This is a genomic window from Paenibacillus sp. J31P13, from assembly GCF_056269295.1.
The window spans coordinates 585,601-608,170 of sequence record NZ_JBWDNR010000002.1 but is presented as its reverse complement, the minus strand read 5'-3'; the positions used below and the strand labels follow the sequence as shown (position 1 = coordinate 608,170).

Annotated in this window: 22 protein-coding genes; all 22 read right to left on the bottom strand. The window is 44.3% G+C overall.

The window, feature by feature from the left end; genetic code table 11:
- Positions 1 to 62: 62 nt before the first annotated feature.
- The 22 genes from AC0YOD_RS09050 to AC0YOD_RS08945 all read right to left on the bottom strand — a co-directional run bounded on the left by AC0YOD_RS09050 (position 63) and on the right by AC0YOD_RS08945 (position 22,476).
- Positions 63 to 1,073: a sensor histidine kinase gene (locus tag AC0YOD_RS09050; protein ID WP_475798939.1), complete on the bottom strand. Its 1,011-nt coding sequence runs from the start codon at positions 1,071 to 1,073 to the stop codon at positions 63 to 65.
- A complete protein-coding gene (locus tag AC0YOD_RS09045; RefSeq protein ID WP_475798938.1) occupies positions 1,070 to 1,777 on the bottom strand; it encodes a response regulator transcription factor in 708 nt (235 codons plus the stop codon). Before AC0YOD_RS09045 ends, AC0YOD_RS09050 begins: the two co-directional genes overlap by 4 nt.
- Before the next feature lie 314 nt (positions 1,778 to 2,091).
- On the bottom strand, positions 2,092 to 2,358 hold the full coding sequence (locus AC0YOD_RS09040) for a hypothetical protein (RefSeq protein ID WP_475798937.1): 267 nt from the start codon (positions 2,356 to 2,358) through the stop codon (positions 2,092 to 2,094).
- A 283-nt stretch (positions 2,359 to 2,641) separates the two neighbouring features.
- Positions 2,642 to 3,181: a hypothetical protein gene (locus AC0YOD_RS09035; protein ID WP_475798936.1), complete on the bottom strand. Its 540-nt coding sequence runs from the start codon at positions 3,179 to 3,181 to the stop codon at positions 2,642 to 2,644.
- A gap of 76 nt (positions 3,182 to 3,257) precedes the next feature.
- Complete coding sequence (locus tag AC0YOD_RS09030; RefSeq protein WP_475798935.1) at positions 3,258 to 3,809, bottom strand: glutathione peroxidase; 552 nt, start codon at positions 3,807 to 3,809, stop codon at positions 3,258 to 3,260.
- Positions 3,810 to 3,988: 179 nt separating this feature from the next.
- Positions 3,989 to 5,122, bottom strand: a complete 1,134-nt coding sequence (locus AC0YOD_RS09025) for an efflux RND transporter periplasmic adaptor subunit (protein ID WP_475799331.1) — start codon at positions 5,120 to 5,122, stop codon at positions 3,989 to 3,991.
- Between the two features lie 17 nt (positions 5,123 to 5,139).
- The gene (locus AC0YOD_RS09020) at positions 5,140 to 5,991 is read right to left on the bottom strand and encodes a carbohydrate ABC transporter permease (RefSeq protein ID WP_475798934.1); all 852 of its coding nucleotides are present in this window, start codon (positions 5,989 to 5,991) and stop codon (positions 5,140 to 5,142) included.
- Between the two features lie 45 nt (positions 5,992 to 6,036).
- Complete coding sequence (locus tag AC0YOD_RS09015) at positions 6,037 to 6,918, bottom strand: carbohydrate ABC transporter permease (RefSeq protein ID WP_475798933.1); 882 nt, start codon at positions 6,916 to 6,918, stop codon at positions 6,037 to 6,039.
- Complete coding sequence (locus tag AC0YOD_RS09010; protein ID WP_475799330.1) at positions 6,911 to 8,287, bottom strand: ABC transporter substrate-binding protein; 1,377 nt, start codon at positions 8,285 to 8,287, stop codon at positions 6,911 to 6,913. Before AC0YOD_RS09010 ends, AC0YOD_RS09015 begins: the two co-directional genes overlap by 8 nt.
- 197 nt (positions 8,288 to 8,484) lie before the next feature.
- Positions 8,485 to 9,612 (bottom strand): hypothetical protein, encoded by a 1,128-nt coding sequence (locus tag AC0YOD_RS09005; RefSeq protein WP_475798932.1) that lies wholly within the window; start codon positions 9,610 to 9,612, stop codon positions 8,485 to 8,487.
- Positions 9,609 to 11,066, bottom strand: a complete 1,458-nt coding sequence (locus AC0YOD_RS09000) for a sensor histidine kinase (RefSeq protein ID WP_475798931.1) — start codon at positions 11,064 to 11,066, stop codon at positions 9,609 to 9,611. The genes AC0YOD_RS09005 and AC0YOD_RS09000 overlap by 4 nt, the downstream gene beginning before the upstream one ends.
- 1 nt (position 11,067) lies before the next feature.
- A complete protein-coding gene (locus tag AC0YOD_RS08995; protein ID WP_475798930.1) occupies positions 11,068 to 11,766 on the bottom strand; it encodes a response regulator transcription factor in 699 nt (232 codons plus the stop codon).
- 128 nt (positions 11,767 to 11,894) lie between these two features.
- Positions 11,895 to 12,065, bottom strand: coding sequence for a hypothetical protein (locus AC0YOD_RS08990; RefSeq protein ID WP_475798929.1), 171 nt, complete (start codon positions 12,063 to 12,065; stop codon positions 11,895 to 11,897).
- A gap of 535 nt (positions 12,066 to 12,600) precedes the next feature.
- Positions 12,601 to 13,863, bottom strand: coding sequence for a glucuronate isomerase (locus tag AC0YOD_RS08985; protein WP_475798928.1), 1,263 nt, complete (start codon positions 13,861 to 13,863; stop codon positions 12,601 to 12,603).
- Between the two features lie 11 nt (positions 13,864 to 13,874).
- Positions 13,875 to 15,284 carry an NADP-dependent phosphogluconate dehydrogenase gene (gndA, locus tag AC0YOD_RS08980; RefSeq protein ID WP_475798927.1) on the bottom strand — a complete coding sequence of 470 codons (1,410 nt, stop codon included), beginning with the start codon at positions 15,282 to 15,284 and terminating at the stop codon, positions 13,875 to 13,877.
- Between the two features lie 106 nt (positions 15,285 to 15,390).
- Entirely contained in the window at positions 15,391 to 16,026 is a 636-nt protein-coding gene (locus AC0YOD_RS08975; protein ID WP_475798926.1) for a HoxN/HupN/NixA family nickel/cobalt transporter, read from the bottom strand.
- Between the two features lie 38 nt (positions 16,027 to 16,064).
- Positions 16,065 to 17,414 (bottom strand): nickel pincer cofactor biosynthesis protein LarC, encoded by a 1,350-nt coding sequence (gene larC, locus AC0YOD_RS08970; RefSeq protein WP_475798925.1) that lies wholly within the window; start codon positions 17,412 to 17,414, stop codon positions 16,065 to 16,067.
- Between the two features lies 1 nt (position 17,415).
- Positions 17,416 to 18,090 (bottom strand): nickel pincer cofactor biosynthesis protein LarB, encoded by a 675-nt coding sequence (gene larB / locus AC0YOD_RS08965; protein ID WP_475798924.1) that lies wholly within the window; start codon positions 18,088 to 18,090, stop codon positions 17,416 to 17,418.
- Positions 18,087 to 18,902: an ATP-dependent sacrificial sulfur transferase LarE gene (larE, locus tag AC0YOD_RS08960; RefSeq protein ID WP_475798923.1), complete on the bottom strand. Its 816-nt coding sequence runs from the start codon at positions 18,900 to 18,902 to the stop codon at positions 18,087 to 18,089. Before larE ends, larB begins: the two co-directional genes overlap by 4 nt.
- Before the next feature lie 42 nt (positions 18,903 to 18,944).
- Positions 18,945 to 20,477 carry a gluconokinase gene (locus AC0YOD_RS08955; RefSeq protein WP_475798922.1) on the bottom strand — a complete coding sequence of 511 codons (1,533 nt, stop codon included), beginning with the start codon at positions 20,475 to 20,477 and terminating at the stop codon, positions 18,945 to 18,947.
- On the bottom strand, positions 20,441 to 21,718 hold the full coding sequence (locus tag AC0YOD_RS08950) for a nickel pincer cofactor-dependent isomerase, group 22 (RefSeq protein WP_475798921.1): 1,278 nt from the start codon (positions 21,716 to 21,718) through the stop codon (positions 20,441 to 20,443). The genes AC0YOD_RS08955 and AC0YOD_RS08950 overlap by 37 nt, the downstream gene beginning before the upstream one ends.
- Positions 21,715 to 22,476 (bottom strand): SDR family oxidoreductase, encoded by a 762-nt coding sequence (locus AC0YOD_RS08945; RefSeq protein ID WP_475798920.1) that lies wholly within the window; start codon positions 22,474 to 22,476, stop codon positions 21,715 to 21,717. Before AC0YOD_RS08945 ends, AC0YOD_RS08950 begins: the two co-directional genes overlap by 4 nt.
- Positions 22,477 to 22,570: the final 94 nt, after the last annotated feature.

The window sequence follows — 22,570 nt, the reverse complement described above, 5'->3', positions numbered from 1 at the left end:
AATGTGTGATCAGTATACTGTAGACGGTCAGCCCCTAACTATCGATTTCACTTTCACTTTTATTACACGCTTGTAAGCTTTTGATAGGCGGCAAAAACAATACGTACCTCTGTACCACTATTGACCTCTGACGTAAACTCAATTCCATGACCAAGACGATCAGCAGCCTCTTTCGTCAAATAGAGCCCCATTCCTGTTGATTCACGCATGCCACGCCCATTCTCACCAGTAAAAAAGGGATCAAATACCCGTTTGATATCCGCAAGAGGAATACCTATCCCTCGATCTATAACGTCAATGACGGCTTCGCTTCCACGCAAATAACAGGAAATTACGACCTTTTTCCCTTCAGTATCTTTGTTTGCAGAATATTTAATCGCATTTATGACTAGCTGTGAAAGCATGAAAAACAGCCATTTCTCATCTGTTTCGACCGTTATCTCAGGCGTACAGTTCCGAACTTCTGGATACACCTGGTTGCGGATAAATAATCTTTTGTTATCATGGACAACGGCGCTGATTATTTGTGATAAAACAACTGGTTTGACATGAAAATCTTGTTCGAAAGCGCGAAGCCGGGCCATATAGAGTACCGTATGCAATCCCGAACGCATTCTCTCCAATTCCTCACGAATGCTGGCAAACTCAGGTTCATCGATATTCTGAACCGTGAGTTCAATAACAGACAGAGGTGTTTTCATCTGGTGCACCCATTGGTCCATGAAGGTCAGGTGCTCCTCCTGTTGTTTCTTTACCGTGTATAGTTGTTGCTGATAATGGCGGTACTGAGTATGTAATAGTTTCTGAAGTGCCTCTGATAGGGGTGATTGTCCTATTTCCTGAAATGAGGCATCAAGTGATTCGAGAGGCTGGCTAAGGCGTAGGTAATAGTTTTTTCGACTTAGAAATTGATACACAAGGTATCCGCCCAGAATGAAGAAACCAAGAAAGACAGAGTAAAGGCCTGTCTTAAGATTGTGATAGCCATCGAGCCAATAAATCGAAAAAATGATACCCAATTGCAAAAACTGAATGACAACTAGCAAGGCATGTTCTTTTAGGAACAGTTTCACTCGTAACTCTCCTTCGCCCACGTAACGTTTAGTTTATAGCCTGTACCTCTAACCGTCAGTAAAGCATCTTCGATTCCTAGCTCCTGAAACTTTTTTCTAACGCGATTAATATTCACGTTGAGTGTGTTTTCATCCACATAAGCTTGATCATCCCACAACTTCTCAAGTAGGGCCTCCCGGCTGGATACCCTTGGATAGCGCTCCATAAGACTTTCTACTATGTCAGACTCTTTTTTCGTGAGCGTTATGACTGCATCAGCAAGCTTCAGCTCCAGCCTTTCTGGATAGAGCATGAGCCCTGTGTTTTCAAGAACCAGTTCTTCACGTCTGGATGCATACTCCCCATAAGCGCGTCGAAGATGGCTGTGTATTTTGGCTAACACAACACCAGAGTGAAACGGCTTGGTGATATAATCATCACCTCCATTTTCAAGAGCCATGATCTGATCCATTTCACCATCACGAGCTGATATGAAAAGAACAGGGCAGATAGATGCGATGCGGATTTGCCTGCACCAATAATAGCCGTCATAGCTAGGTAAATTCACATCAAGGAGAACCATATCCGGCTTGGCCTGATGGAACTCTTCTAATACATGTTGAAAATCATTCACTCGTATTCCATCATAGCCGTATTTCATTATTGTAGACAGTAGAAGTTCCGCAATTTTCGGATCATCTTCTACGACCATTATTTTATGCATTTCACACTCTCTCCTGTCATGGATCATTAATGATGCAAATAAGAAATATGGATCAATTTATTCCAAAATATACCCAAAAAGTCTAGCGATTACTATCCTATTAATTTGTATTTATTATACAATACCAATTATAAAAAAACTCCCTACAGTAAAATAGCTTCACTGTAGAGAGACGTATAGGATAACTTTGACCTAGCCCACTGATGACACCCGTTAGCTTAATAAAATGAGCAGGCGACCGCAGCGCCTGCTCATCCATTTGTGTTATTCAACTATGGTGTCCCATTAGTTTAACGAGCTAATTATACAAACAGCTACTCTTCTTGTTTTACTTTTTTTCGTCGAGAGAGTGATATCCCCCCAAAGCCGCTAATAACAGCAATGTAAAAACCCAAATCGTACCACCAGCCAGAGTTATATATTTCATATACTCTAATATCGTGTTTGAAAATACCAATTATGAGTGAAACAGGAGCAACCCAGCCATGCCATATCCCCCAGAAAAAACCTGCAGGATGTTGATCATTATTTGCTCCATCTCCAGGTACACACCCTGTTAATGAAAGAACAGTAAAAGTCATTAGTACCAGTATTAATAAATACCTTATTTTCATATCTCAGCACCATCCAATAACAAGTTGAACTCAGCAATTAGTAGAATATATCATTGCTCTTCTATAATATGGAGTCTGCTCTATAAATATTCTCAATCTCTTTTCCTATATTAAACAAGCTGCCTATCATCCCATTTAAAAATGGATTATAGGAGATATATTCCACAAAAATCCCCATTTCCCTTCCAACACTTCTAAATAATCAGTAATGACTGTTGAGAACAGGAAAATTTGCACTCTCTACTGCCCCTTAGCTTAACAACCATCCGGTCAAAGGCCTATCATCCCAAACTTGTACTTCTATGTACCTCTCTGGTCCATAATTCCCTAGGGGATTCCACTCCTGAGGTAATCCGAATTCTTTTATAACTTCTTTAATCTCATTTAATGTATAAATTTGACCTCGATATTTCTTTCCATCCTGGTATCTCATCGTTGGGAACAAATCTCCATAAGTAAAGCTGATGGAATTAGGATCGAATTCTTTAATGGGTATGTAAAGTTCCTTACCTTTATCAAACCACTCCAAAAGCCACGGACATTCTCCAACAGTCATATAATGTGGATAGTTTCGAATAGGCTTTCCGCCCTTTATTATAAACCGTTCTCTTGCCTTTGCTTCAAGACTTCGTCGAATTGTTAGATAGTCAGTGGATCTTTTGCTTGCGAATCCTATGTTCTGGACTCGAATATCGTTAAGTATTCGCTCTGCTTCCGCTGGTTCCAAATCTGATAAATTTTGAAAAGGACCTGTTGATTTATCAAAATAATGGTATAGAAAATTCATCATTAAATTACCTCACAAAATGTAAATTATTGTCCTATTCAATCATACCACTAGATTAAACTATGTTTCTTAAAGTCATTTACTTTAAAAGCAGTGATTCTATTTCTGACTCTATATCAACTGGTTCCTTCGTAGTTTCGTATCTTGCTTGAACATTACCGTTTCGATCAATCAAAAATTTTGTGAAATTCCACTTGATCCCGTCACCAGCGTAATTTTCTGGATACTTTTCTTGCAGAAAATTTTTCATCCATTGACCTTCGGGAGTCTCGGTATCGAAACCTTGAAATGGTGCTTGCTTCGTTAAAAATTGAAATAATGGATGAGCAGTCTGACCCCTAACGTCCACTTTCTCAATAACAGGAAAAGTCAATCCGAAGTTAATCTCACAATATTCCCGTATTTCTGAGTTGCTCCCTGGCTCTCTCTCATTGAATTGGTTACAAGGAAAACCGAGTACTTCAAACCCATGCTCATGGTGACTTTCGTAAAGCTTCTGAAGACCCGCAAATTGGCGAGAATAACCACACCTACTGGCAATATTGACAATCAGGAGGACTTTCCCACGAAAATTTGACATATCAATGAGCTTATTGTTAATTGTGTTCATCTGAAAATCGTAAATAGACATCAGTCGTTTCCCCCTCAATGGCGTTTGTATACCTATCATAATATGGCAAAGGCGTTCTATTGGTCTAATATATAGTTAGAATATGATTTATAGGTAATACCAATAAATTGACTCTCGACTAGTAAAATCAATAATGATGTTCATTGACTATTGCCTCACTATACAGCCTTTCGATGCTGCTACAGCCGAATGCGGTCTCCGTCCTTAATCGGAATGCTGCTTTCCGTTATAACCTGTTCCTTTTCGAACAAGCCCTCGCTCAAGGCGCTTATATGCTCATTGGCATTCAAGATTGTAATTGGTCTCCGAACCGCGTAATACGCATTACCGAGCGCTCCTTGTCTAATTTCAACGGTAAAGACATAGGTTCCCGTACTGTCTTTGCGAATAGCACTGCTTGAAATGAGCAGCGTATCTGAGCTCCCTTTTTTGGTCATATTGACCTGCAAGCTCTCGCCCCCTTGAATCGTTTTGTCTTGGACGGTTACAAGAACTCGCGCTGCAGACTCGCCTGATCCAGCTGCTCCTTGCTCGGACTGGCTGCTTTCTTCATCTATATCCTCTATTTTTGATATTTCTCCTTGGATCAATCGGTCTTTCTTCCCTAACAGCAGTGCTTCCATCGTTTCGCCTACCATTAGCTCAGCTGTGAGGCTTGCAGCCATTTTCAGTTCATATTGGAATCCTTTGCTGCTGTTTGCAATTCGGATATCCGCTCCCCCAGCCGTTCCAGCCAGACCCTCTGTTGCTTTTATATCCTTAATGATACCATCGAACGGAGCGAATAGTTCCTGATTCAACAACAGCTTTTTTTCGAATGCTTGAATACGGTCCTTTTGCATGTCCAAATCGATTTTGGCGATTTTTACGGCGGTTTGAGCATGAAGCAGCGCGGTATGGTCTTCATTGTGTGCCGCTTCGATATAATCATTTTCTAATAGGCTCATCGACAGCTCCAGCTTTTTAAGTGCAGCCTGCTCATCTTCAATTTGCTGTATAGCATCGATACTATCATATGTAATAAGCGGCTGCCCTTTTTGCACTTTTTGCCCTACTTGCACGAGCACCTTCGATACCTTCCAGCCCATGGGGCTTATTAAATCAACCTCTTGCACGGGCTTCAATACCGCACTGCCTTTATAGGAATAAGAAAGCTCCCCTTTTGACGCCTCATCGGTAATCACTTTAGGCAGTGTCAACGCAAGCAGCGTGTTCCCAAGCAGCGTAAATATAAGAAGAATCCCTATAAACAAACCTCCAATTAATCGGAGCCTCCGTTTGCGAATGCTATTGATTTGTTCCATTGTATTCACTTCCAAGTCAATCACTCCTACCCCTTAATCCCCGATTGCTGGATTCCCGCGACAAAATAAGATTCCGCATACAAAAACAGCAGCACCAAAGGCATCATATATAACACGGAAGCTGCAAAACCAACACCGCGCGCCTCTTGATTAATGTGAGCCAAATAAAGCGACAGCGGCTGCTTGAATGTATCCTGCAGGAAAATAAGCGGCTGCTCAACCATATTCCAATAATCAACGAACAACAGTATCATCAATGATGCTAGACCTGGCTTAACGAGCGGGATGATTATTTTTGTAAAAATAACTATATGTCCCGCACCGTCAATTTTGGCTGCTTCCATATAAGAGTATGGAATATGCGCCATAAATTGACGCAGCATGAACACCCCGAATGCACTGAAGATGCCGGGTAAAATAATGGCAGACCCCGTGTTCATAAGACCAAGCTTCTCCACGATCATATAGTTAGGAACAAGCGTTACTTGAAATGGCATGAGCATCGTCATCAAATAAATAAGAAACAGCTTGTCACGGCCTCGGAAGCGCAATTTGGCGAAAGCATACGCCGCGAGGGCAGCAATCAGCGTCTGTCCTGCTATGATCGGTACCACCATTCCTACAGAATTCCAAAACAGCTTCAGAAACATTGGCTTTTTGTACAGAACCTGTGCATATTGTTCCAATGAAAACCAATCGGGAAGCAGCTTTAGGTTAACGAAAGCATCCTTCTCCCCCGCAGCCGCGTTCGTCATTTTACCAATTAAATCATAATTCATGCCGATCTCGCGCTCTGTCATTAATGAGTTCGTAAACGTAAGGACAATTGGTAATACAGTAACGGCTGCTATAATGGCTAATACAATTGTCATAGCCATCCTTAAAACCCACCTTGATTTCTCCATACTTTCCTCCAAAACGATTCATTCCATAAATGCTCGGAACCGACGCTCTACAGCAAGCAGGACGGTTACCAAAATAACGATGCAACCGACCATAAGGGATGCGGCAGTTGTCAGCTTCTGAATATCTAATGAGAAAAACATATTGTTCATATAGTGCTGCATCATATATATGCGATCATAAGGATATTCCCCGGCAAGCAGGTAGGTCTCCCTGAATACTTTAAACGAATTGACGATTGAAATGAGAATAATAAAAAACATCGTTGGCGTTACATACACTAGTGTGATGTGAAACAGCTGCTGTGCTCTGTTCGCCCCTTCGATTCTGGCCGTTTCATAATATGATTGCGGAATCGATTGCAACCCTGCCAAAAACAGAATCATATCGTAGCCGACATTTTTCCATATATACATCATGATTACTATGACCATCGACCAATCCGACTGCAGCCAATCTATTCTTCCCAAACCTAAACTATTCAGCCAAGCGTTCAAGCTGCCATTCCAGTCCATAAAAATTTGCCATACCATGACAATAGAGGCAATGGGGACGACCAAGGGCAGCACAAAGGCTGTTTGAAGCCAATTGCGAAAAAAAAGTCGCTGATTCAGCAATAAGGCTAGGCCTAGGGACACCACTATGAGAAGTGGTACGCTAACCCCCGTGAAAAGAAGAGTATTCGATGCTGCATTCTGGAAAGAGCCGCTGCTCAGCAGCTCTTTATAATTGTCGAAGCCAACGAAAGTTCCCCCAATGGTCCGATCTGTAAACGAGTAGAATACCCCCATGCCAAAAGGAAGCAAATAAAAAACCATAAAACCGATCAAGCTGGGCAGCAAAAACAGTAATGCTGCAAACCATTCCTTTCGCAGCAGGAAAGAATAACGAAATCTATTCATTAAGATAGGTCGTGACTTTATTTTGAATGAGCTTCGCGACTTCATCCGCTGATTTCTGGCCGCTAAAGAACGCCTCTGATTCTTTCGTAATGATTTCGTTAAGTTTAGTTGACTTAAACGCCACTTCATGGACTGCACCTGTTACGTAAGCTTCAAGCTGCTGAAGGATCTCATGATCAACTTTAAACGTCATGCCCTGAAGCGGACCTTCTTTGTAAGCTTGAACCTCTCCCTTCTCCTTAAGAAGCTTCACCTGCTTTTCAAATATGCTTTTACGGATCGGAATGCCTGCAGACTCAGGAGCATGCTTGATTTCTTCTGATGTAAGAAATTTAACAAAATCCCATGCTTCTGCTTTGACAGTCGACTTTGAATTAAGTCCTATCGTCTTATAGGTTCTAAAATATCCGCCCGGCTCATCAGATTGAGCGTTCGGTTTCGCGTATAGCTTTGCATGCTCGGCAAATTCCCTAAGCGTAACTAAGTAATCCCAAGCTGAATTGATTTGGCTTTGCTCAAAATACGAATTTTCCCACCTTTCACTGGATATGATTTTATCGTCATACATCTTCTTCACCTGCTGCATCAGCTCGGTAAAAGCCTTCGTCTCGAATTTAGCCCTCCGGTTCTCCTCATCTACGAACAAAGAGTAATTATCGGTTACCATTTGGTCCAACAAAAACTCCGGCTGTGCGTTGAAAGCATATTTATATGTACCGTTTTCCGCTAATTTCTTAGAGGTCTCCGTAAATTCATTCCATGTCCATTTGCTGTCATCCACCTTTACACCAGCTTTCTCAATGGCAGCCGTGTCCCCAAGCAATCCATATAAGAAGAACGAAAGCGGCATCCCGTAAAGTCCTTCGCCTACCGTTGCGTGATCCAATATATTGATAAAATAATCATCCTTGCGGAAAGATGAATCCTGCTCCATCATCGTATTCCAATCAACAAGGAGCCCCTTATTCACGTACTTGTCCACTGGCAGCTGATCCATTTCAATTAAATCGGGACCTTTTCCAGCTAGCATCGCCGTATTCGTAGTTGTAATGAACTGCTTTAAGTTAGCCTCGAGATGCTGATCATCGCTCTCTACATACTCAAGCTTGATCTCGATATTCGGATGCTTCGCTTCATATTTTTTCTTCGCTTCCACAAAACTCTCATCCGAAAAAAAAGTTCTGAATACGATTTTTTTCTTTTCACCCTTCTCAATTGAAGCTTCTTGATCATCCTTCTCTTGGTCGATTGTCTCACCTCCATTTGTTGACGTTTGCTGTTGTGGTGTGTTGCTTGTCACTGAACTGCTGCAAGAAGAAAGAGAAATCATAATCAGACAGTATACTATCCATAAACCTTTAATTTTCATATTCACTCACCTTTCCTCATTTGCTGTTATTCGTATCCAGCTCAATAAATGTAAAACAAAGATGTGAACGTAACTTCATCAAGTTGTGTACAAAATGTCTCCGAATATCCTATGTAAGCGTAAAAAACCGAAAACCAGCACCTTCTTTAAGGCGCTGGTTTTCGGTTCAAAATTCTGTATCAAGAGATCAGGGTAAGTTATTTGAATGCTATAACAAACGGCTGAGAGTTGAGAACACGCGGTGCTGCCGGGCGTGGATTTGTCAGTTCGTAAGGCTTCCAGCCATCAATCAGCAGCTTGCTGTTGTCTGGACTCCAATCCATCTGTGCAGGTACTAGTCCTTGATAAATAGATTTCTTATTTAAAATGTTATTGCCTTGAAGCTTGCCCGCATAAACGGAATCACCCTGCGAATATGCAATATACTTTCGGTCGTGCGAGATCTGGTAGCTCCCGACTTTCTCCAGCAAATTCGAGGCTGCTCCATTTCGCCGATCATAAGTAACTAAAGATCCTTCAGGGGCAACAAAAGTAATTTGATCGTTAGTTAACCAATCGACTGAGCCGATATCATCACTTAAAAAATGCTCGTATTGACCGCTAAATTCGTTTCCTTGAAGCGAGCCTAACACTACTTGAGATTGCCCGTCGCTAGCTTTAACAATGACAACGCCAAGTCCGTCGTCCGATGCTTTTGCGCTTAATATAATGTCGGTTTTCTGCCAGTCTTCAAGAGAAAACTGATTCAAGCTCATCTCTTTGATATCGTACACGCTTATCATAACTTGTGAATTTTGAGGACTTTGGACGACATACGTAAGGTAACGGCTGTTGTTGGACCACATGATTCGTCTAGACTTTAGCCCTGTATCCGTAAGCTGCTCGATCTTAATCTGCTTTTGATCGGATATTGAAAACAGTGAAATTGCATGCTGCTTGTCTCCAAACTCAATAGCAGCAACATATCGACCATCTGGCGATATGTTGTCGATAACAACATTCTCATCAAAATCCCACAGCTTCATCACCGTATCATAAGGATAATTAGCTCGTTCAATGCCTTTGGTGCGGCCGTCTGTTACTCCGTAAACACCGAGTATCGCATCGGTGTCCAGCCAGCCCAACCAATTACGAGTATCTTCTTCCTGTAGCGGCAATCGATAAATCGTTTTGACCTCGATCGCTTCATTTCGCGAATTAGATATGATTTCCTCCTCTGAATCAGGAATAATGATCGTTTCGGTGTGAGGCGTTCTCAAGCAGCCAGGCAAGATCGCGATTAAGAGGACAAGCCCTAAGAACATCACAGCAAGACGTTTGCTCATCGAAGCTCCCTCCTTTCCTGCATAGAAGGCATAGCGATATATACAGTCGTTTGCTGATGCTCGCTGTCCAATCGGATGCTTCCGCCATGCTCATCAACGATTTCTTTGCTAATAGCCAAACCTAGACCGATGCTGCCTGCCTCTTGCTGTTTCGTATCAGCCCGATTGAATGGCTCGAAAATATGAGATAAATACGATGGGGTGATCGTCTCGCCCTTGTTGTTGAAAATAAACTGAACAAGCTGACCTTCTCGCTTCGCATTTACAATGATTTCGGAATGGGCAAAACTATACTTAATGGCATTATCGATGAGGTTGATAAACAGCTGCCTAAGCTTATCTCCGTCTCCATAGACAAATAGTCCATCCTCTGCTGTGCAGTGAATGATTTTACTGTAGCGTTTTGCCTTTACCTGCATCGTTTCGCAAACATCCCCTACGATTTGTCCTGCATCAACAAGCTCAAAAGAATCTTTATTTAAGACTCGCCTCGACATCTCAAGCAAATCCAAAACCATACCATGCAGACGCTTGCTTTCATCTACGATATGATCCATCCCTTTAATGAATAGCGTTTTGTCTCTCTCACCTAGCTCGCGTATCATCTCCGCATAGCCAAGAATGGTCGTAAGCGGCGTTTTCAGCTCATGCGTGACGTTGTCGAAAAATTGCTTTCGCTCTATATTTACTTCCTCAAGACGATCTCTATCCTTCTCGATTCTCGTAATTTGGGCTTTAATTTTCTCAATCATGCTCTTGAAATTGTCTGCAAGCTTGCCGATCTCATCCCTTCTTTGAAAGGGGATCCTTATATCCAAATTTCCGTTCATCACCTCTGTAGAAGCCTTCGTCAACTGAATTAATGGAATGGTGATATGTCTGGAGAGGAGATAAGAAAATAGGAAGGCTACAGCAAAGATCGCCATCGCGATATAAAAGATGATAGCAAGCGTATGATCGCTTTGTTCATAAAGCAAAGAGAAATCTTTTGCAAATCGCAAGATACCTACATTCGTTCCATCAATGACGACCGGATAGGAATAGAGTACAGATCCTTTACCCGCTTCATACGAAATGGTATACGCCGTTTTTCCGAGCAGTGCCTGCTTCAAATCGTCATCTGTTCCCGAAAAGGGACGCTTATCGGAAGCATACAGCATCTCGCCGTTGACGGAATACGCGCTTACACCGCTGCTTGTGGAGTGGCTGAGGTCCAGTACCATTTCTTCAGCCATTTGCCCAAAATAGAGCTGATCATTCGAAAAATGGTTTATCAAGAAAGCTTGGCGTACGTAAACGCTGCTGTTTTTCTTAAGTCCGATCAAATCCTCCGTGATGATCTTCTTGTTGCTAGTTTCAATACTCTGCGAGACCAGCTGATTAAGCAGCAGAAAAGAAATACAAAAAATAAGGAAAAAACCAATGATAAATTTGGCTCTAATGGTTCTTATCATGCTACGAGACTGCCTGTTTCTCAAATTTATAGCCGATGCTGAACACGGTCGTAATCAAATCATTCACATCTAATTTTTTTCGCAGGCGCTGAATATGCGTATCAACGGTTCTCGTATCGCCAAAATAGTCATACCCCCACACAAATTCCAGCAACTCCTCACGGGTGAAAATTTTACCTCTGTAGGTGTACAGCGTCATCAAAAGATCAAATTCTTTTGGCGTTAAATCAATAATCTGATTGTTTTTCTTTACTTGCCTCTCGTTCTTCACCACTTCTATGTCTTTGAAACGAATGATGTCATTTGCGATCTCGCCTGCTTGACGATTGGCTTGCATAAACCTTCTAAGGATTGTCCGTATTCTAGCAATGACCTCCCGAAGATCAAATGGCTTCGTAATATAATCATCCGCCCCAAACTCCAGACCTAATATTTTATCTTTAATGTCGGATTTAGCTGTAAGCATGAGAATCGGTATATTGTGAGTAGCTGTTACTTTTTTGCATATGTCTAAGCCACTTTGATCAGGCAGCATCCAATCCAGCAGAAGCAAATCCGGCTTGAATCGCTCGACCTCTCTTAAACCGTCTTCTCCCGTATAAGCCGTCAGCGTCTGAAAGCCCTCATTGCTTAATCCATAAGCGAGCAAATCGGCGATTGCCACTTCATCTTCAATAATTAAGATTCTAATTTTCTCCATAGATACTCACCAATTGCTCCTCTCACCCTCTGCTTTCAATATAGCCTATCATAAAAAAATGAGATGCCTCCCGTCAAATAAGTGGCGGTCAGTATGTTATACAATGCCATTTCATGCAGTCTGTGACCTCATTCGTCTTTTACAACCGCCCCTCCCCCAAGTATAACGGTCTTGAGTGCTTCGTTATCATAGAGTTCGATCAAAAAAACCTCCCTGCAGCCAAGCTTCTCTGCTGAGAGGACGGTTATTAAAAAATCTTCTCTTCCTGTTTTTCCTAAAGAAGTTCTAATTACTTTCATGTTTCTTAAATTTCATCAAAAAATTCCCTCTAAATGTTGCTAATCCTTTTTCACCTATAACTAATGAATTATAGAGTGACACCTTCAATACATGAAGTTCGATTACAGAATTTCCGTAGTTTATAATAGCAGAATAACTATCTATATTTCCCCCCATTCCAAAGGTTCTTTCAAGCTTTTTGTTTATAATTCTACATTCAATTATCATTTTAGGATTCCTATAGTAAAAAAACAAAAAAACACAAACAACTATAGAAATAAAAATTAATATTTGTAAAATATAAATAAACACGGAATTATACCACCTACTTTTTTGAAAAAATAAAGTATTACAATCGCTGCTGCAACATATTTTTTCAAACCCTTTGGAATTCGTTCATCTTCAATTGTATTCGCAAGAATTTAGTTTTGCACTACACAAATCCTTTTAAGCGCTTTCAAAAACCTTTGAAGGAGTGTAATTTGCGAAAAATGGAAGGCGCAGCCTTCGGCCGCGCCCGTTTTGTTATGAATTCATTGTTCTTGCCTGTTAATGCTACTTGCCAAGAAAGCGCCAAAAATTCTGGTTCAACATATCATCCAAATCTCTCTGTATTTCTTCTTCTGTAACATTCCAGCCGCTGTGATGCAGCTTCTCGTATTTGTCCGCCAGTACGTTCCCGATAATTCTTCTGGAATGTTCCCATTTATAGATCAACTGCTCAAAGACGCGACAGTCAGAGTGCTGCGGAATCATCGATGTACCAAGAAGCTCTAAGCGGAATCGCGTCATTTCTTCGACCATCGACTCGATGTGAAGAAACCACCAGCAGCCGAAAATCATCAGATTACGGAACTTGCGGGCAAGCACCGTCAGTTCATGCTGGTTTTCTCTTGCCAGCATCGTAATAAGAAACTTCTGCTCCGGGTATCGACGGCATAATGCTTCAACTGCCGACACGTCGGACTGCATACTCATATCGCCTGCCAATCCCAGTGATGGATTTACTTTTCTCCGAACGCCAATCATCAGTGCAAACGGAATGTTTTGCTCTTGGCATACCGGAATCATAACCTCATCTATCATTTTGCTTCGATGATCATCGGCAGGATATGTGAAATCGCCCGGCATGGACACGGCAAGGTAGAGCGCATCCATGCGAATGATCCATTCCGATAGAAAACGCCGGGTCTCCCCTTTGGTCCGTTCTGTCCATTCCGCCTGCACATCAAAACCTAGACTTTGAAGCTCGCTCACGGCATGAGGCCAATCATTGAGCAGTGCATCCACTCGAAGCGCCGCATAAAAACGGGGATCCGTTTTACCTTTGCCTGATTGCCAGACAGGACGTTCTACGTGGTCGAACGGGTCGTTAGTCATAACGATTTTCTCAATCCCAGCGATTTGCATAACCGTATCGACCTGTTCATGTACGGTGCGTTTCTCGAGTGCTTGACGGTAATCGTCCAAGTTACGGGAGGATACGTCCAGTCCCAGCCGTTTGAGAATCGTAATGAAGCCGGTTGCCGCCTCGCTTACTGGAGAATGATCAAGGAATAGTAATTTCCATATCCAGTCCGCTTGCTCACGCTTAGACATAGACCAGAAGTGGTTGTACTCTTCCTCCGACCACCTGAAAGACTCTGAAATCAAATAATGATAGGTCAGCAACTCATCAATACCCCACAAAAGCAAACTACCGAATTCAGGTGCATATAAATGCGTATGCATATCGGTGACGGGCGTGCTGAGAGCCAAGCGCTCAACCGTCTGTCGAAGATCAAACAAACTCATATCCATTTGTGTACTCATTATCATTTCCCCTTTTCTTAGCTATTCCATTGATAGTGAAAACTGCCGTCTTTATCAATACGCTCAAATGTATGGGCTCCGAAATAATCACGCTGAGCTTGAAGCAGATTTGCCGGAAGATACTCTGTGCGGTACGCGTCAAAGTAGGATAAAGCCGAAGCGAATGCAGGTACAGGGATGCCATTCAGCGCTGCTGCTGCAACCACTTCCCGCCATGCTTGCTGATAATCATTCACAATATTTTTAAAATAGCTGTCTACGAGCAGATTAGGAAGATTCGCATTGTTATCAAAGGCATTCTTAATGTTTTCAAGGAATTGCGCACGGATAATACAACCTCCGCGGAATATCATGGCAATGCTCCCGCAATTTAATTCCCATTGATAAGTATCGGAAGCCATTTTCATTTGAGCAAAGCCTTGCGCATAGGAGCATATTTTGCTTGCATACAGCGCTTTCCGCACTAGCTCTATGAAATCATCCCGATTTCCGCTATATTTTGTTACAACAGTCTTGTCAAACATAGCTGAGGCTCTCTTTCTCTCTTCTCCCAAAGACGATAAGTAACGCATGAAAACAGACTCCGTGATGACTGGCAATGGAACACCCAGATCCAAGGCATTTTGCGAGGTCCATTTTCCTGTGCCCTTCTGTCCGGCAGAATCCTTAATAATATCAACCACTCTTTTACCCGTATCCGGATCGATCTTGGTGAAGATATCCTGCGTAATCTCAATCAGGTAGCTGTTCAGTTCCCCTTCATTCCATTTCTTGAAAATATGATGAAGCTCCTCCGGTTCCGCGCCGATGACTTCTTTAAGGAGATGATAAGATTCACAAATCAGCTGCATGTCTCCATATTCGATACCATTGTGTACCATTTTGACATAATGGCCCGCTCCGTCCGGACCGATATGCGTACAGCAAGGCACTCCCTCGACTTTGGCAGAAATAGCAGTCAAATACGGCTCAACATGAGCATAGGCCTCCTTGGTTCCGCCCGGCATTATCGCGGGTCCCTCCAACGCGCCCTGCTCGCCGCCGGATACACCTGAACCGATAAAATGAATGCCCAGCGCCTCCAGCTCATTCGTTCTCCGCTGTGTATCTACAAAGTACGAATTACCGCCGTCAATAATAATATCTCCTTTACTCAGGAATGTAAGGAGCTGTTTAATCGTATCGTCCGTTGCATTCCCGGCTTTAACCATCAACAGGATTTTCCTTGGCAGTGCGAGCGAAGCGACAAAGTCCTCTAAAGCTTCATAGCCGTGTAGCTTTCGACCGTGAGCTTCTGCAAGTAACTCTTTTGTTTTTTCAAATGATCGATTGTAGACAGCAACTTCAAATCCACGACTCTCCAAGTTTAATGCTAGATTTTTCCCCATGACAGCAAGACCAATTACACCAATCTGTTGTTTATTCACGTACTTTCTCTCCCTTTATTCAAATGAGGTTCATTTTTTCTATTGCTTATATAGAGAAGGACGACAGAGATCTTATCAATAACAACGTTGTTAAAAAAGACCGCGCTTACTCTATCAAATAACTTACCCCGAGAACAAAACTGAATAAACAAGCGGCGTACATCGTAATTGGAAGCAGCGGACGAACTTTTTTGGCAAGATCATGAAACCATATGCTGACAATCGCTATGAGTGCGTGAGAGAGAAGCAACCCTATGCTAAATGCGGCTACCGCAAGCATACCGTGGTTCGTTGCGGCTGCTCCGGCTACCGTGGTGAACAAAAGAAGCTGCGTCGGCGTTTCCGCACCGATGCCATGGATGACTCCGACTGCAAATACATTCCGGCGCGTAAAAGTAAACGGCTCGCCGTTTTTTCGCTTAAGCTTCTGAAATATAGTGATACCACGGCTCCAATAGGCACCGTTCCCATTTCTTCTTCCAATCAAAATAAGGATTGCCATAAAGATCAAAGTAATGCCTACCGCCTTGCCCATCCAGTAATCGGCCCAAATCGGCACGGTCCAGGCAAATAAAAGAATACTACAGCCGAGAACGAAAACGACTGCTTCATGCCCGCCCGCATACCAGAGAGACAGCTTCATCCTCTCTTTCTTCGACCCCAAGCTTCCTCCCGTTATATCAGCTAAAGCTGCCACATGGTCCAAATCTATACCATGGCGCAGACCTAGTATTATAGACAATGCTAACAAACCTATCAACTCCACTAGTATCCCTTCTCCTATTCGTTTAACTGTTTATAGACTTCACTGTAGACGGTTTCGAGAGGAATACCGAACGTTCTTGCAGCTTGAGCCGCATCCTCATATTCTGGCGATTGGCGTATTATTTTTTCTCCGTCTAGAGCCTGCTTCACTCTCACGGACCCGAAAGGGGTTTCCACCTGAATCCACTGACGAGCAAGCGCCCTACGCTGCCATTCGCTGCGGCGTACTCCGAAAGTAGATGTTTCTGCAAGCATCGTCTCCTCGCAACGCGCGCTGTTTGCCTGATGGCATAGAACGGTGACAAGGACGCCTGGACGGTTTTTTTTCATATAGACCGGAGTATGATATACATCGAGAGCTCCCGCTTCGAACAGCCTTTCCATGGCAAAACCAAGTGTCTCTCCCGTTGAATCATCCACCTGCGCTTCGAGTACGACAACCGTCTCGTTGAAACTTTTCTCTTGCTCCAGCTGATATAAAACAGCTCTGACCACGTTCGGATGATCAAAATTTTTAGTACCTGCACCATATCCGATTCGATCAATCGTTCCCGCGGGTAATGGACCAAAGCCTGAGGCAAGCGCTTTGACGATCCCAGCACCTGTTGGCGTTGTCAATTCTCCTTTAGCTGTGAACTCAGATAATGGTACGCCGCGCAGCAACTCTGCTGTCGCAGGAGCAGGTATCGGATATAAGCCGTGGGCCATACGCAGCTTGCCCGTTCCTGTTGGTACGGGAGAGACTATAATTTTGCTGGCATCAAGGTTCTCCAGTGCAAGGCAAACGCCAATGACATCTAAAATGGAGTCCATCGCTCCCACTTCATGAAAGTGGACATCAGCTGGATCCATGCCATGTATCTTGCCTTCCGCTTCAGCGATTAAGCGAAAGATGGACAGACTTCTCTCTTTCACCCGATCCGGCAGACTTGAAATCTCGATCATTCTCATGATGTCAGATGCTTTTCTATGTTCATGCGAATGCTCGTGATGATGGTCATGTGCGTGAGCATGCGAATGCTCGTGATGATGGTCATGTGTGTGTGCGTGCGAATGCTCGTGATGATGGTCATGTGTGTGTGCGTGCGAATGCTCATGATGATGGTCATGTGCGTGATCATGCGAATGCTCGTGATGGTGATGGTCGTGTCCACCGTTATGCTCGACGGTGTCGAAGCTTAGCTTCAGCCATTTCGCAGTTATGCCTCTCCGGTCCACCTTTACGAATTCCATCGTGAAGGGATCGATCGGTAGTTTCGATAAATGGCTTACAATATAATCCGCATCTGCGCCTAGATCTACAAGTGCCGAAAGTGTCATATCTCCTGCGATGCCAGAAATACAATCCAAATAGATCGTTTTCATTTTAAGTACCCTCCGCTACCAATTGTAAGATCATTGCTGCTTGAAACCCTGCCCCGAAGCCGTTATCAATATTGACTACCGTCACGCCGGCTGCACAGGATGTCATCATGGCTAAAAGCGTTGTAATCCCTTGAAGATTAGCGCCATAACCGACAGACGTAGGTACTGCAATAACCGGCCTGCGAACGAGTCCACCGACAACGCTGACTAAGGCGCCTTCCATACCGGCTACACCAATCACAACAGACGCTTCTCGGATTCGATCCTTTTGACTCAGAAGCCGATCGATTCCTGCGACTCCGACGTCGAAAATGCGATCGACCTCACAGCCCATCCACTCCGCTGTCCCTGCAGCTTCCTCTGCCACCGGTATATCCGAAGTCCCTCCGGTCAGCACCGCCACTTTCCCTGGGAGTTTGCGCGCGGATTGACCTAGCGAGATAAGACGAGATCCGCTATCATAACGCGCCTCAGGATACCTTGCAATTACTCGCTCCGCCATCTCAGCTGATGCTCGTGTGACAAGCGCTCTATCATGAATCTCCACGAGCCGTGAGAAAATAGTTTCTACCTGATCCACGGTCTTTCCTTGTCCAAAAACGACTTCCGGATGTCCCGTTCGTTCGTTGCGTCCCACATCCAGCTTGCAGAAGCCCAAATCTTCAAACTCGTTCATATCGCCGATCCTCCAAGTTCAAGCACTTTATTCATACTGCCGCTGCGGTAACCGGAAAGATCCATAGCAACGTAGATAAATCCTAGCTCTTTCAATCGATCTGAAATAATGGAGGCGTGGCTAATGAGCTGCTCCATTGCTCTTGGTTCTACTTCGATCCGGGCGATATCGCCGTGACTCCTGACTCGTACTTGCCCAAAACCAAGTGACCGAATAAAGCGTTCAGCTTCTCCAACACGTCCAAGCTTCTCGATCGTAATCGTCTCGCCATATGCAATCCGGGAGGAAAGACAAGCGAATGACGGCTTATCCCAAGTGGGTAGCCCGTGCTCACGGGATAAATCACGTATTTCTTCTTTATAAAGACCCGCTTCCTGCAACGGCCCTCGTACGCCTCGTTCTTTCGCTGCTTGAACCCCAGGCCTATGCTCATTCATGTCATCTGCGATGAGTCCGTAGACAATATGACGGTAAGCTCCGTCCTTGACGAATGGCTCTATATGCTCGAAAAGACTCTTTTTGCAAAAATAACAACGGTTTGCATTATTCTCTTTGTAGCCTGGAATACTTAATTCAGACGTTTCGATCACCTGATGAGTCGCGCCAATGCTTTTTGCCAGCCGGATCGCTTCTTCAAGTTCTTCCGTCGGATAGGTTTCTGAATCGGCCGTGACTGCCAAGACCCTCTCGCTTCCTAGTGTTTTTATTGCAGCATCCAGAAGAAAGGTACTGTCAACGCCTCCGGAGAACGCCACCACAACCGATTCCATTTCCATTAGAATCGCCTGCAGCTTGCTGTATTTATCATGCATAGTAATTGACACCGCCTTCCGTTAAATTCATCCAACCGACGTTTACTGCAGTTTCGATATTTCCCTCATTGGCTCTTTCAATCGATCATATAAACTTAAATATAGCGGAAGTATTCTTTGATAAAGCATATGATTGGTCAAATCTGGTTCATAGAGGCTGCCCTCTTGCTCCTTCCACCTCAGCAGCGGGCCGCGGCAGCCGTCCATAGCGTACAATCCGAGCTGAGCGGCTCCAAGTCCTGAGCTTTCTACTGATTCGGGTATCCTTACGGGCACGCCCAGCATATCGGCCATCATTTGACACCATAAGGTAGAACGGGCAAAACCACCGGATGCTCTAACCTCTTTAGGCTTTTCACCAGCTTCCTTCATTAAAGAAACGATTGCCGTAATCTGAAATAGAACGCCTTCCATTGCTGCGCGAAGCATATGCAATTCCGTATGCGCAAGCGTCAATCCGAACATGACACCTTTGGCCTGGGCATCCCAGAAAGGAGCCCGTTCTCCCGATAAGAGAGGTAGAAAGAGCAGCCCGTTTGATCCCGGAGGCACAGCATCAGCTAAAGGAAGCACCTCATCTATAGGTTTCCCCGGGAATAGGCGATCCGATATCCACCTGGCTACGATAGCACCGTTATTGGAAGGTCCGCCTACAATCCAATGATCTTTCGTCAAAGCGTAGCAGAACAATTTCCCTTCTGCATTGAAGGTAGGCCGTTTAACGGTTGTCCGCACAGCTCCGCTTGTGCCAATCGTTACTGCCAGTACTCCTTCCTCCACCGCGCCAATCCCAAGATTGGCTAATACTCCGTCCTGTGCCCCGACAATAAATGGCGTGTCCGTTCCAAGACCCATTCGTTCTGCCGCTTCCCTATTGAGCCCGTCGATTCGCTCCGTAGAAGGAACTAGCCGAGGCAGTTGATTCTCACGAATACCTGCTAGAATTAAGGCATCCTTATCCCATGTCAACATTTCGAGATTAAATAAACCTGTAGCGCTAGCTATCGAATGGTCCATCATCATAATTCCAAATAATTTATTCAAAATATATTCCTTTATTCCGACGAAAAAATGCGCGGAATGAAATAGATCCGGCTGTTCCTCTCTCATCCAGATCATCTTGACGAGCGGCGACATTGGGTGGATCGGCGTACCCGTCCGTGAATAGACCGATAATCCCGTTCCGTCATTCATCAATCGTTCGGCCTGAGCCGCGCTGCGCAGATCTGCCCAGGTGATGCTGGGAGTGAGCGGAAGCCCGTTCGCATCAAGCAGTATCAAGCTGTGGTTGGCTGAGCTAAAGGAAACACAGTGTATTTCCCCAGCCTGAAAGCCGCCTTTCTTCATAACATGACCAACACTATCAATTACAGCCTCGCAGATGACATCGGGATCCTGTTCCGCATACCCTTGCCTCGGAGTGTGCAGCGGATAATCAATCGAGTGGCTTCCAAGGATCTGTCCTGTCCGGTCGACGGCCAACGTCTTTGTACTCGTCGTTCCGATATCAATGGCTATGACTATTTTCGCATGTGCACTCATTTTGGCAAAAATCCTTCCGCGTCGAACTTCCACTCGTAAGGTCCTTCCAAAATCTCGATACGCGAACTTCTTTTTGCTTCCTCGAGCAGTGATTCGGAAATTTCAATCGTTCCAAGATGCAAAGTATCCCTAATACGAACCAGCTTGCACTGTGAGTAATCCAAAATGTTGCAGGTTTTGATCGCTGCCTTAATGGCATCGCGGTCATTCTCAAGCGTTGTTGCTTGTTTCGTAGGCGCACAAACCGTAGAGGTTAGTCCATTGGCATAAGTAGCTGGCCAATCCGTCTTGCTAACTAGTCTGCTTGTCGTGAAATCGGCTGTGCCCACCCCGTTTGCATTCCCCTGGGACTCTGGCGTCAGGTCGAGAACGACCATCTTGTTCACCTCAGGTCCCCCGTGCGCATAAGGCGTTGGATACCTGCCTGTGATATTTGGATCCGCTCCGTCTCCGCTGATGTTTTTACCAATGTAATCAATTACAAGAACATCCAAGTCAGTGAAAAGGATTTGCGGGAGTCTGCTCTTCGCTTCTATTAACAGCTCTTTCTCTCTTTCTTCCATCGTATCCGTTCCGAGAACCTCAATCCGGCAGATTTGGTCATACGCATTTTCCACGACAGCGACCCCAAACCGAATCGGAAGCTTCTCGATCATAACCCTTGCCATTGCCGGTACATTCTCAGCCATATACTTAAAGCCCAGCTGATGGCAAGCCTCCGCTCCTTTTTGCTTCCCTAGTCCGATCGAGATCATTTTAAACATGCCGCTTTCAATCGCTCCTCGAAAAGCTGTATGTGGTTTTATGCGGTTAATGACGATGATGGCATCCGACTCCGTAGCAGCGATTTTGTCACAGTAAATCGGTAAGCCGTTCGGCAATCGATCAAGCTCTACGACCTCCATCGATGAACGGACAGGACAACCCATTCGCTCCTCGTCTATGCCAAGATGGGCAAGCACCTCCGTTTGTCCTTCTGCTGTCGCTCCTCCATGACTTCCCATACAGGGCACAATAAAAGGTTCAGCGCCTATTCTCTTTAGCTCTTCGATAACTGTCTTTGTCAGCTCAGCGATTCGTGAGATTCCTCGGCTTCCGACAGCCACGGCAACCTTCTGCCCTGCAGTAATCCCAGTCATTGAATCGGCACTACGAAGCTGCTCAATCAATTCTCCAATGGGATCCTCAAGTATGGTGTCATCAAACGACTGACGAATTTTCACCAGCTTCGGAATTGGCGTATTTTCAACTAAACTTCGAAGTAAATCACTCATATTGTCATCGCTCCAAACCCTCCGTCAACCCGGATCATAGCTCCGGTGACAAATGATGAGCCTTTTGCTGAGGCCAAGTAAACAATGGTTCCCTTAAGTTCCTCTGGATCTCCGAATCGATTCATTGGCGTGTGCTTCATTATTGATTCAATTCTGTCCGGCGATAAAATTTTTTTGTTCTGTTCTGCAGGGAAAAAGCCGGGAATGATGGCATTAACCCTTACCTTGCTAGGAGCAAATTCTCTGGCTAAATATTGGGTTACACTATTTACTCCCGCTTTTGATACCGAGTAAGTAAATACCCGGGACAGGGGCGGCGAAGAGGATACGGAAGAAATATTGATAATGGAGCCGCCATCCCCCTGCTCGATCATCCTTTTACCAAAAACTTGGCTGGCCAACACTACGCTTTTGAGGTTAACATCCATAATTCGGTCCCATTCCTCCATTTCGAGATCAAAAAACGGTGTCGCGCTATTCGTCCCCGAGGCATTAACAAGCGTATCCACACGACCGCCCCATTCAAGCACTTTATCCAAAACCGACTGCAGCTCCTCTTTCTTTGTCGCATCCGCCTGCAATGCAATCGCCGTTCCGCCATTTCGTTCTATCTGCTCGCAAACGATCCGAGCTTTCTCCATGTCCCTGCCGATGACCGCTACTTTTGATCCTGCTTCTGCAAGCGCAGCTGACATGGCACTGCCTAACACGCCATTTCCCCCGATAACGACTGATACGGTATTTTGTAATTCAAACATATATAAACCACCTTTGAATCCAAATTAACAACGTTGTTATTTTTATGATATCCGAATATCCCATTGCTGTCTATACGAAAAATATGCCGCTTTC

What these genes read in the sequence shown, in the direction of transcription:
- larE (WP_475798923.1), bottom strand. Translation starts at nt 18,902, where the DNA reads ATGCATGATAAATACAGCAAGCTGCAGGCGATTCTAATGGAAATGGAA.
- AC0YOD_RS09020 (WP_475798934.1), bottom strand. Translation starts at nt 5,991, where the DNA reads ATGGCTATGACAATTGTATTAGCCATTATAGCAGCCGTTACTGTATTA.
- AC0YOD_RS08985 (WP_475798928.1), bottom strand. Translation starts at nt 13,863, where the DNA reads ATGATAATGAGTACACAAATGGATATGAGTTTGTTTGATCTTCGACAG.
- larC (WP_475798925.1), bottom strand. Translation starts at nt 17,414, where the DNA reads ATGAAAACGATCTATTTGGATTGTATTTCTGGCATCGCAGGAGATATG.
- AC0YOD_RS08995 (WP_475798930.1), bottom strand. Translation starts at nt 11,766, where the DNA reads ATGGAGAAAATTAGAATCTTAATTATTGAAGATGAAGTGGCAATCGCC.
- AC0YOD_RS08950 (WP_475798921.1), bottom strand. Translation starts at nt 21,718, where the DNA reads ATGAGTGATTTACTTCGAAGTTTAGTTGAAAATACGCCAATTCCGAAG.
- AC0YOD_RS09015 (WP_475798933.1), bottom strand. Translation starts at nt 6,918, where the DNA reads ATGAATAGATTTCGTTATTCTTTCCTGCTGCGAAAGGAATGGTTTGCA.
- AC0YOD_RS09030 (WP_475798935.1), bottom strand. Translation starts at nt 3,809, where the DNA reads ATGTCTATTTACGATTTTCAGATGAACACAATTAACAATAAGCTCATT.
- AC0YOD_RS09000 (WP_475798931.1), bottom strand. Translation starts at nt 11,066, where the DNA reads ATGATAAGAACCATTAGAGCCAAATTTATCATTGGTTTTTTCCTTATT.
- AC0YOD_RS09005 (WP_475798932.1), bottom strand. Translation starts at nt 9,612, where the DNA reads ATGAGCAAACGTCTTGCTGTGATGTTCTTAGGGCTTGTCCTCTTAATC.
- AC0YOD_RS09035 (WP_475798936.1), bottom strand. Translation starts at nt 3,181, where the DNA reads ATGATGAATTTTCTATACCATTATTTTGATAAATCAACAGGTCCTTTT.
- AC0YOD_RS09040 (WP_475798937.1), bottom strand. Translation starts at nt 2,358, where the DNA reads ATGACTTTTACTGTTCTTTCATTAACAGGGTGTGTACCTGGAGATGGA.
- larB (WP_475798924.1), bottom strand. Translation starts at nt 18,090, where the DNA reads ATGAACGAGTTTGAAGATTTGGGCTTCTGCAAGCTGGATGTGGGACGC.
- AC0YOD_RS08990 (WP_475798929.1), bottom strand. Translation starts at nt 12,065, where the DNA reads ATGAAAGTAATTAGAACTTCTTTAGGAAAAACAGGAAGAGAAGATTTT.
- AC0YOD_RS08945 (WP_475798920.1), bottom strand. Translation starts at nt 22,476, where the DNA reads ATGTTTGAATTACAAAATACCGTATCAGTCGTTATCGGGGGAAATGGC.
- AC0YOD_RS09010 (WP_475799330.1), bottom strand. Translation starts at nt 8,287, where the DNA reads ATGAAAATTAAAGGTTTATGGATAGTATACTGTCTGATTATGATTTCT.
- AC0YOD_RS09045 (WP_475798938.1), bottom strand. Translation starts at nt 1,777, where the DNA reads ATGCATAAAATAATGGTCGTAGAAGATGATCCGAAAATTGCGGAACTT.